This is a genomic window from Nocardiopsis sp. CC223A (genome assembly GCF_030766825.1).
GTDB lineage: Bacteria > Actinomycetota > Actinomycetes > Streptosporangiales > Streptosporangiaceae > Nocardiopsis.
In genome coordinates this window covers 1-7337 of record NZ_JASFDV010000145.1, presented here as the reverse complement: position 1 = coordinate 7337, position 7337 = coordinate 1, and the positions used below count along the sequence as shown (strand labels likewise).

The window sequence follows — 7337 nt, the reverse complement described above, 5'->3', positions numbered from 1 at the left end:
CGGGGCGCGGACGGGCGCCGAGCCCGGCCCGGAGGTGGCGGCGGCGCTGGACGCGGTCGCCGCCCGCACCACCCCGCTGCCGGGCACCCGCTACAAGACCGCCCTGCTGCGGGCGACCCTGCTCGACACCGTCACGCGCGCCCTGGCCTGAGGCCCCGTGGTCCCCTTGTCCGCACCGGCGGCACCGTGGTGTCATCGAAGGGCGTCGGGCCGGTGACACGGGTCCGACCCGGCCGGTGGGCCGCCGTGGCGTGGCGGCCCACCGGCCCGCGCGTTCGCCCTGAGCGCAGGGCCCGGGGGCATCAGCGGGGGCGGGCCGCTGTTGAGGTCCACATGGACGCTGAGAAGAACACAGCGCAGACAGCCGACCAGGACATCCTCGACTCCTACAGCTCCACCGTCACGGCCGTCGCCGAGACGGTCCTGCCCAGCGTCGCCGCCCTGACCCTGCGCGGCCCCCGCGGCTCCGGCTCCGGCTCGGGCGTGGTCTTCACGCCCGACGGGCTCCTGCTCACCAGCGCGCACGTCGTCGACGGCACCGACCGGGGCCGGGCCGAGTTCGGCGACGGCTCCGAGACCGCGTTCACCGTGGTCGGCGCCGACCCCCTCTCGGACCTGGCGGTGCTGCGCACCGAGCGCGACATCGCCCCGCCCGTGACCCTGGGCGACGCCGACGCCCTGACCGTGGGCCGCCTGGTGGTGGCCGTCGGCAACCCGTTCGGGCTGTCGGGCTCGGTCACCGCCGGGATCGTCTCCGGGCTGGGCCGCTCTCTGCCCGCCCGGGAGGGGCGGCACGTGCGGCTCATCGACGACGTCATCCAGACCGACGCCGCCCTGAACCCGGGCAACTCCGGGGGCGCGCTGGCCGACTCCCGGGGCCGGGTGGTGGGCGTCAACACCGCCGTCGCCGGGTACGGGCTGGGCCTCGCGGTGCCGATCAACTCCACCACCCGCGGCATCATCGCCGACCTGGTCTCCCGCGGCCGGGTGCGGCGCGCCTGGCTGGGGGTGGCCGGGGTCCCCGCCCCGCTGCCGCCGGAGGTCGCCGAGCGCACCGGCCGCAAACGCGGCCTGCGCGTGGTGGAGGTGGTGCCGGACAGCCCCGCCGGGGTCGCCGGGATCCACCTGGGCGACGTGGTCCTGCACGCCGCCGGCCACCCGGTCCAGGACGGCCAGGGGTTGCAGCGGCTCATGCTCGGCACGGCGATCGGCTCGCGCATGCCCATCACCGTGCTGCGCAAGGGCGCCCTGGTCGACGTGGTGGCCGTCCCCGAGGAGCTGTCCCCGGCCCGCTGAACCGGACACGACGGAACACACGGAAGCGGGGCCCGCGAACAACCGGCGGGCCCCGCTCTCCCCTTGCGCGGGTCAGCCGCGCAGCAGCGCCCGGTGGGCCAGCTCCCGGCACAGGACCGCGAAGTCCAGTCCCGCGGCGGCCGCGGCCATCGGGAAGGTGGAGGTCTCGGTCAGCCCGGGGGCGACGTTGGTCTCCAGGAAGATGACCTCGCCCCCGTCGGTGACGATGAGGTCGGTGCGGGACAGGTCCCGCAGCCCCAGCGTGCGGTGCGCGGTCAGCGCCACCTCGCGGGCCGCCTCCAGGGTCTCCTCCGGCAGCCGGGCCGGGCAGAAGAACTCGGTGCGGCCGGCGGTGTAGCGGGCGGCGTAGTCGTACACCCCGCCGTCGGGCACGATCTCCACCGGCGGCAGCGCGGTGGGCCCGTCACCGGTGTCGAGCACGCCCACGGCCAGCTCGGTGCCCTGCACCTGCTCCTCGACCAGGGCCGAGTCGCTGTAGGCGAAGCACGACACCAGGGCGGCGGACAGGTCCTGCGCCCCGGTGACGGGGGTGGCGCCGAAGGCCGATCCGCCCCGGTCGGGCTTGACGAACAGCGGTGAGCCCAGCCGGTCGGCGAGCCTGGCCAGCAGCGCCGGGGCGCCCAGGTCGTGGAAGGCGGACTTGGGCAGGACGGCGCCGCGCGGTACCCGCACGCCGCGGGCGGCCATGAGCGCCTTGGCGGTGGGCTTGGCGTAGGCCAGCCGGCAGGCGGCGGGGTCGGCCCCCACGTAGGGGGCGCCGACGAGGTCCAGGACCTCGCGGATGGTGCCGTCCTCGCCCGCGGACCCGTGCAGCACGGGGAAGACCACCTGGGGCGGGTCCGCCGCGAGCCGGTCCAGCAGAGTGGCGTCGACGTCCGCGACCTGGACCTCCACGTCCAGTCGGCGCAGCGCCTCGGCGACGCTGCGCCCGGAGTGGACGCTCACCTCGTGTTCGGGGGACAGGCCCCCGGCGAGAACGAGAACGCGGTCAAGGTCGGCCACGGCGCGGACCTCCTTCTGTGCTGTCATGGTGCTCGGTGCCCCTCGGGGTCAGGGCGTGTCGGGGGTGGGTGCCTGGTCGCCCTCGGTGGGCGGGACGAGGGTGCTGCCGAACGTATCACGCAGGTCCAGCTCGCCCTCGATGGCTCCGACCAGACGCCGGACGCCTTCGCGGATCTGCTCCGGGGTGGGGTAGCAGAAGCTCAACCGCATGCTCTGGCGGCCGCGGCCGTCGGCGTAGAACCCGGTGCCGGGGACGTAGGCGACGCGTTCGGTGACGGCGCGGGGCAGCATGGCCTTGGCGTCGATCCCCTCGGGCAGGGTGGCCCAGACGAAGAAGCCGCCCTCGGGGCGGGTCCAGGTGCAGCCCTGGGGCATCATCGCGGTCAGCGCGGAGAGCATGGCGTCGCGGCGCTCGCTGTACATGCCGTTGAACGCCTTGATCTGCTCCTTCCACGGGAACTTGCGGAAGTAGCGGCGCACCACCAGCTGGTTGAAGGTGGAGTGGCTGAGCATCGCCGACTCGGCGGCCAGGACCAGTTTGGCGCGGACCGCGGCCGGGGCCAGGGCCCAGCCGATGCGCAGTCCCGGGGACAGGGTCTTGGAGAGCGAACCGAGGTAGACGACGTTGCCCTCGCCCTGGGAGTACAGGGTGGGCTGCGGCTCGCCGTCGTAGCGCAGCAGGCCGTAGGGGTTGTCCTCGACGATGAGCACACCGTGCCGGCGGCAGGCCTCGACGACGGCGGTCCGCCGCCGGGCGCTCATGGTGATCCCGGCCGGGTTCTGGAAGTTGGGGATCGTGTAGAAGAACTTGACCGGCCGCCCGTCGAGCTCGGCGCGGACCAGCGCCTCCTCCAGCTCCTCGGGGACCACGCCCTGTTCGTCCATGCCCACGTGCCGGATGTCGGCCTGGAACGCGGCGAAGGTGTTGATGGCGGTGACGTAGGTGGGCGCCTCGGTGAGGACGACGTCGCCGGGGTCGACGAAGACCCGGGTGATGAGGTCCAGGGCCTGCTGGGAGCCGACGGTGACGATGACGTCGTCGGGGGCGGCATGGATGCCTTCGAGTTTCATGTACTCGCACAGCTGCTCGCGCAGGACGGGATCGCCCTGGGCGGAGCCGTACTGGAGGGCGGCCGCGCCCTCTTCGGCGACGACGTCCTTGACCAGTTCGCCCAGCGGCTCCAGCGGCAGCGCCCCGACGTTGGGCATGCCGCCGGCGAGGGAGACGACCTCGGGGCGCGATGCGACGGCGAAGAGTGCACGGACCTCCGATGCGACCATGCCCTGGGCTCGGCGTGCGTAGCGGCCGAGGTGCGGGTCGATGCGCGAGCCCTGACGATCGGGCTGTTGCTCTCGGGGGTCAGTGGACACGATCCACCTCCGTTGGGAAGGACGGTCGGGCGGGCCGGCGCGGTGGCGCCGCCGGGATCATCGTTGGTCCTGGTTTCGACGCCCGCGACGGGCCTGTGGTTCACACGGGTCGTCCGTGGCGGCCGGGCCGGGGGCGACGCCGATGCGACGGCCGGGTCGGGCGAGCCGTGCGTGAACACGGTTCGGTAAATGCACCGAGTGTAACCCAGGGCACCGCCGCAGCCCCCTCCGGACAAGGGATTCGTGCTGTTCATCACGCTTTCCCCTTTCGTCCGATCGGTCCGCATCGTCTCTTGCGGGGTACCCGCCCGGCCCCCGCGACGCGCACGGCGATGACCGGATCTTGGACGATTTTTCACTCCCGGTGACCGTGTCGGAACAGGTCGGTCGCCCGCCCCTCGGCGACGGTGGGGGCGGGCCCACCGCGGAGGTGGGCCGACCGGAGGAGGGGGAAGCCATGGGAGTCCGCTCGACCGGGGCCCGTACACCGCTGGCGGTCCTGCTGGCGGGCGCGGCCTGGGCCGTCGTCTCGTGCTCGCCCGCGGCGGAGACCGACCCCGTCGCGGTGGAACTGCGGCAGACCGCCGAGGCCCTGTCGGTGACGGTGCTGCGCCCGGGGGCCGAGCGCGCGTTCGCCCGCGAGGGACACCCGCTCCAGGGCCCCCTGGAGTGCGGCACCACCCCGCCCGCCGACGCCTCCCCCTCCCGTGAGGCCGACGCCGAACGCGGCGACACCACCGTCGTGCACTGCACCGGCAGCACCGAGGCGGGCGCCCGGGTGCGGTTCGAGGGCGAGCTGTCCCGGGAGGCGCTGATCGCCCGCCCGGCGGGCGACGACGGGCTGCCCGGCACGTTCGTGGGCACCGTCGACGGCGACGAGGTGTTCCGGATGGACTGCATGCAGTGCGCCCCGGCCGCGAAGGACGCGGGCGAACAGCAGGGGTCCGCCGTGGCCCACGGCAAGAAGTCGACTTGACCCGGCCCTGAAGGGCCGGGCTTGCGGGTGGGTGTCCGGCCGGCTGCCGGTCCGCCTCCCGCGTCCAGGGGGAACCTCAGGGATCCCCGGCGGCGGATGACGGCCGCCCCGCGTTCCACGCGTCCCGACCTCTGCGGGCCAGGACACGGAAGGCATTGCGGTCGGCGTGCGCAACGACGCCGCACGACCGGCACCTGAAGGGTCCGGGGAGACGGCACGGGGGCGGCGCCCCGGAGAGACCGTGCCGGGACGCCGCCGATGCGCGGACGGCCCGGGGACTCCCCCGAGGTCCCGGACCCACCTCCGGCCTGTGGACGCGCCCGCCGCGGCTCTTCGACCCCCCTCAAGGCCTCGGAGACGGCGGGCGCCGATACCGCTCCCGGTTGGTGCGGTCGTCGCGCCCTCTCTTGCCCGACGACCGCCCCGGCAGGGGCCGCGCACCACCCATGAAACGCGTCCGGGACCCCGCCCGCAACGGTTGCACTAGGTTGCGACCTCGACACCGAGGGGAATCGGCCGGTCACCCGATCCCATCCGGGACCGCAACTCCCGCACACCGGGAGAATCCGACCCGGGCAGCAGGTCCTCCGGGTGGTCGGGCAGCACGATGCGCACCACCACGTCCTCGCTGTACCGGTAGGGGCGGCTCTCCACGATGCCGCCCAGGTGGCGGCGGAGCCGGGACAGCTCGGCCCGGACCGTCACCACGTGCCCGACCGCCCCGAACACGTCGTTGGACAGCTCGGCGGCGGTGCGCCCGGACCGGTGCACCGCCAGCAACAGCAGCAGCTCCGCGTGCCGCGGGGTGGGCCGGTGCGCCCAGCTGCCGCTGCTGCCCTCGACCGTGACCGCCGGGGCGGGCCCGGACAGGTCCAGGGTGACGACGGAGGGCGCCGAGCACTCGGCGGGCCGGGGGCGGACGAGCCAGCCGCCCGGCAGCGGCTCCAGGGAGCACTCCCCCAGGGCGGGCAGCCAGGCGGTGCCGCTCTCGCGGTGCGTGGGCAGCAGCACCCGGCGGATGGGTTCCATGTTGACGGCGGCGGCGGTCCACCCGGTGTCGTCGACCACCAGGGCCCGCTCCCGCATCCCGGCCAGCAGGGGCGCCGACACCGCGCGCAGCCGCTCCAGGTGGGTGTGGTGGATGCTCTGTAGGTGCGCCTCGGCCAACTGGGCGACGGCGCTGACCAGGGCCAGGGTGGAGGGGTGGATGGTGGAGACCGGCCCGGTGACGTCGATGGCGCCCAGCAGCCGCCCGTCGCGCGGGTCGTGGATGGGGGCGCAGGCACAGGTCAGGGCGTGCAGGTTGCGCACGAAGTGCTCGGCCGAGTACACCTGCACCGGCCGGCCCACCACCAGGGCGGTGCCGATGGCGTTGGTCCCGGTGCTGCCCTCGTTCCAGTAGGCGCCCTCGACGAGGCCGACCCGGTCGCCGATGCTGCGGATGCGGTGCGAGCCGTCCCGCCACAGGACCTGGCCGGAGGCGTCGGTGACCAGCATGATGTGGTCGGCCTCGTCGGCCACCGACACCAGCGACCGGCGGATGAGCGGCAGGACCTCGGCGATGGGCGACTCCTGTCGGCGGCGGTGCAGCTCGTCGGTGGAGACCAGGCGCGGCGGCGGCCCGGCGTCGGGGTCGATGCCGAAGCGGCGCATGCGGCTCCAGGAGTCCTCGATCACCGGCCGCGGCCGGGCCGGACCGGGCCGTCCGCTCAGAGAGGCGTCGTGCATCCGGCGCAGTGTGAGGGCGTGTTCGCGGGCGTCGACCCCTGCGGGCAGGGCCGTGTCCAGCGGAGGAAACGACATGGGGCTCCCTGACCTCGTGTTCACGGTGGCGTCCGTCCAGTGTCCTGCTTCGGATTCGGCGTCACCGCGCGAACCGCGACAGACGCTCGTTTCGGATGTCGATGGCGCTGTTCGCATCCGTTTCCTGTGAGGGGTGGCGGGTGGCCGAATGCACGGGATGCGAAGCGGGGCCACCGGGTTCGGACGCCGCGGGTGGTCCTTCAGCTTCCACCATCGCCGAAGTCGAGGCCAGCCGATGCGCAAGGGATATCGCGCGATTGGCCGATAGCGGCCACCGATCGCTTTCGGAATCCGCTCACCGACGATCCCATCGCCGCAGTTCAGAGCGCCCGTATGGGATTTCGGCCCGAAGGGGCCGAGCATCGGCACCGGTCACCTGCACGTGCACCGCGACCCCGGTCCCCTTCGGTAGCGGCCCGTTCCGTCCCGGACGGGCCCGTCCGCCGCGGAAACCACGGCTCACCCGCCGGGCAGGCGGGTGAGGGCGAACCACAGCCGCATCCGCTGCTCGGGGTCGCCCAGGTCCACGTCCAGTTCGTTTTCGATCCGGCCGATCCGGTAGCGGACGCTGTTGCGGTGCACGCCCAGGTCCGCGGCGGCCCGGTCCCAGCCGCCGTGCCGGGTCAGCCAGGCCCGCAGGGTGCGGCGCAGCATCCGGGCGGTGTCGTCCTGCCCCGCCAGCGGACCCAGTACCCGGCGGGCGAGGGCGTCGGCGGCGGGCGGGTCCAGCAGGCCCGCGAACGGGTCGGTGTCCTCCTCCCAGAGCAGCGGCGCGCCCGCGGCGCGGCCGCGGGCCAGCAGGGCGGCCGCGCGGCGGCCGGCCCCGGGCGGGTCACCGGGCGGCCCCGGGCCGCCGACCGCCCCGGTC

Annotated in this window: 6 protein-coding genes; 2 read left to right on the top strand and 4 right to left on the bottom strand. The window is 74.5% G+C overall.

The genetic code is table 11. The features are described from left to right. Positions 1–333 precede the first annotated feature (333 nt). Positions 334–1296, top strand: coding sequence for a S1C family serine protease (locus tag QJS33_RS30695; protein ID WP_306371572.1), 963 nt, complete (start codon positions 334–336; stop codon positions 1294–1296). Positions 1297–1368: 72 nt separating this feature from the next. Here QJS33_RS30695 and QJS33_RS30690 read toward each other — a convergent pair whose 3' ends face one another. Then, positions 1369–2319 (bottom strand): D-alanine--D-alanine ligase, encoded by a 951-nt coding sequence (locus tag QJS33_RS30690; RefSeq protein WP_372339747.1) that lies wholly within the window; start codon positions 2317–2319, stop codon positions 1369–1371. A gap of 48 nt (positions 2320–2367) precedes the next feature. Next, on the bottom strand, positions 2368–3600 hold the full coding sequence (locus tag QJS33_RS30685; protein WP_306371573.1) for a PLP-dependent aminotransferase family protein: 1233 nt from the start codon (positions 3598–3600) through the stop codon (positions 2368–2370). Between the two features lie 547 nt (positions 3601–4147). Here QJS33_RS30685 and QJS33_RS30680 point away from each other — a divergent pair. Continuing rightward, positions 4148–4666, top strand: a complete 519-nt coding sequence (locus QJS33_RS30680) for a hypothetical protein (protein ID WP_306371570.1) — start codon at positions 4148–4150, stop codon at positions 4664–4666. A gap of 483 nt (positions 4667–5149) precedes the next feature. On the opposite strand, the gene QJS33_RS30675 is transcribed toward QJS33_RS30680, so the two are convergent. Both QJS33_RS30675 and QJS33_RS30670 read right to left on the bottom strand, forming a co-directional pair. Next, positions 5150–6469, bottom strand: coding sequence for a GAF domain-containing protein (locus QJS33_RS30675; protein WP_306371569.1), 1320 nt, complete (start codon positions 6467–6469; stop codon positions 5150–5152). 459 nt (positions 6470–6928) lie between these two features. Further along, on the bottom strand, positions 6929–7337 hold a 409-nt coding region (locus QJS33_RS30670; RefSeq protein WP_306371568.1), incomplete at its 5' end, for a CdaR family transcriptional regulator.

Excerpts from the sequence above, each read along its gene's own strand:
- QJS33_RS30675 (WP_306371569.1), bottom strand. The coding sequence starts at position 6,469 with ATGTCGTTTCCTCCGCTGGACACGGCCCTGCCCGCAGGGGTCGACGCC.
- QJS33_RS30695 (WP_306371572.1), top strand. The coding sequence starts at position 334 with ATGGACGCTGAGAAGAACACAGCGCAGACAGCCGACCAGGACATCCTC.
- QJS33_RS30685 (WP_306371573.1), bottom strand. The coding sequence starts at position 3,600 with ATGGTCGCATCGGAGGTCCGTGCACTCTTCGCCGTCGCATCGCGCCCC.
- QJS33_RS30680 (WP_306371570.1), top strand. The coding sequence starts at position 4,148 with ATGGGAGTCCGCTCGACCGGGGCCCGTACACCGCTGGCGGTCCTGCTG.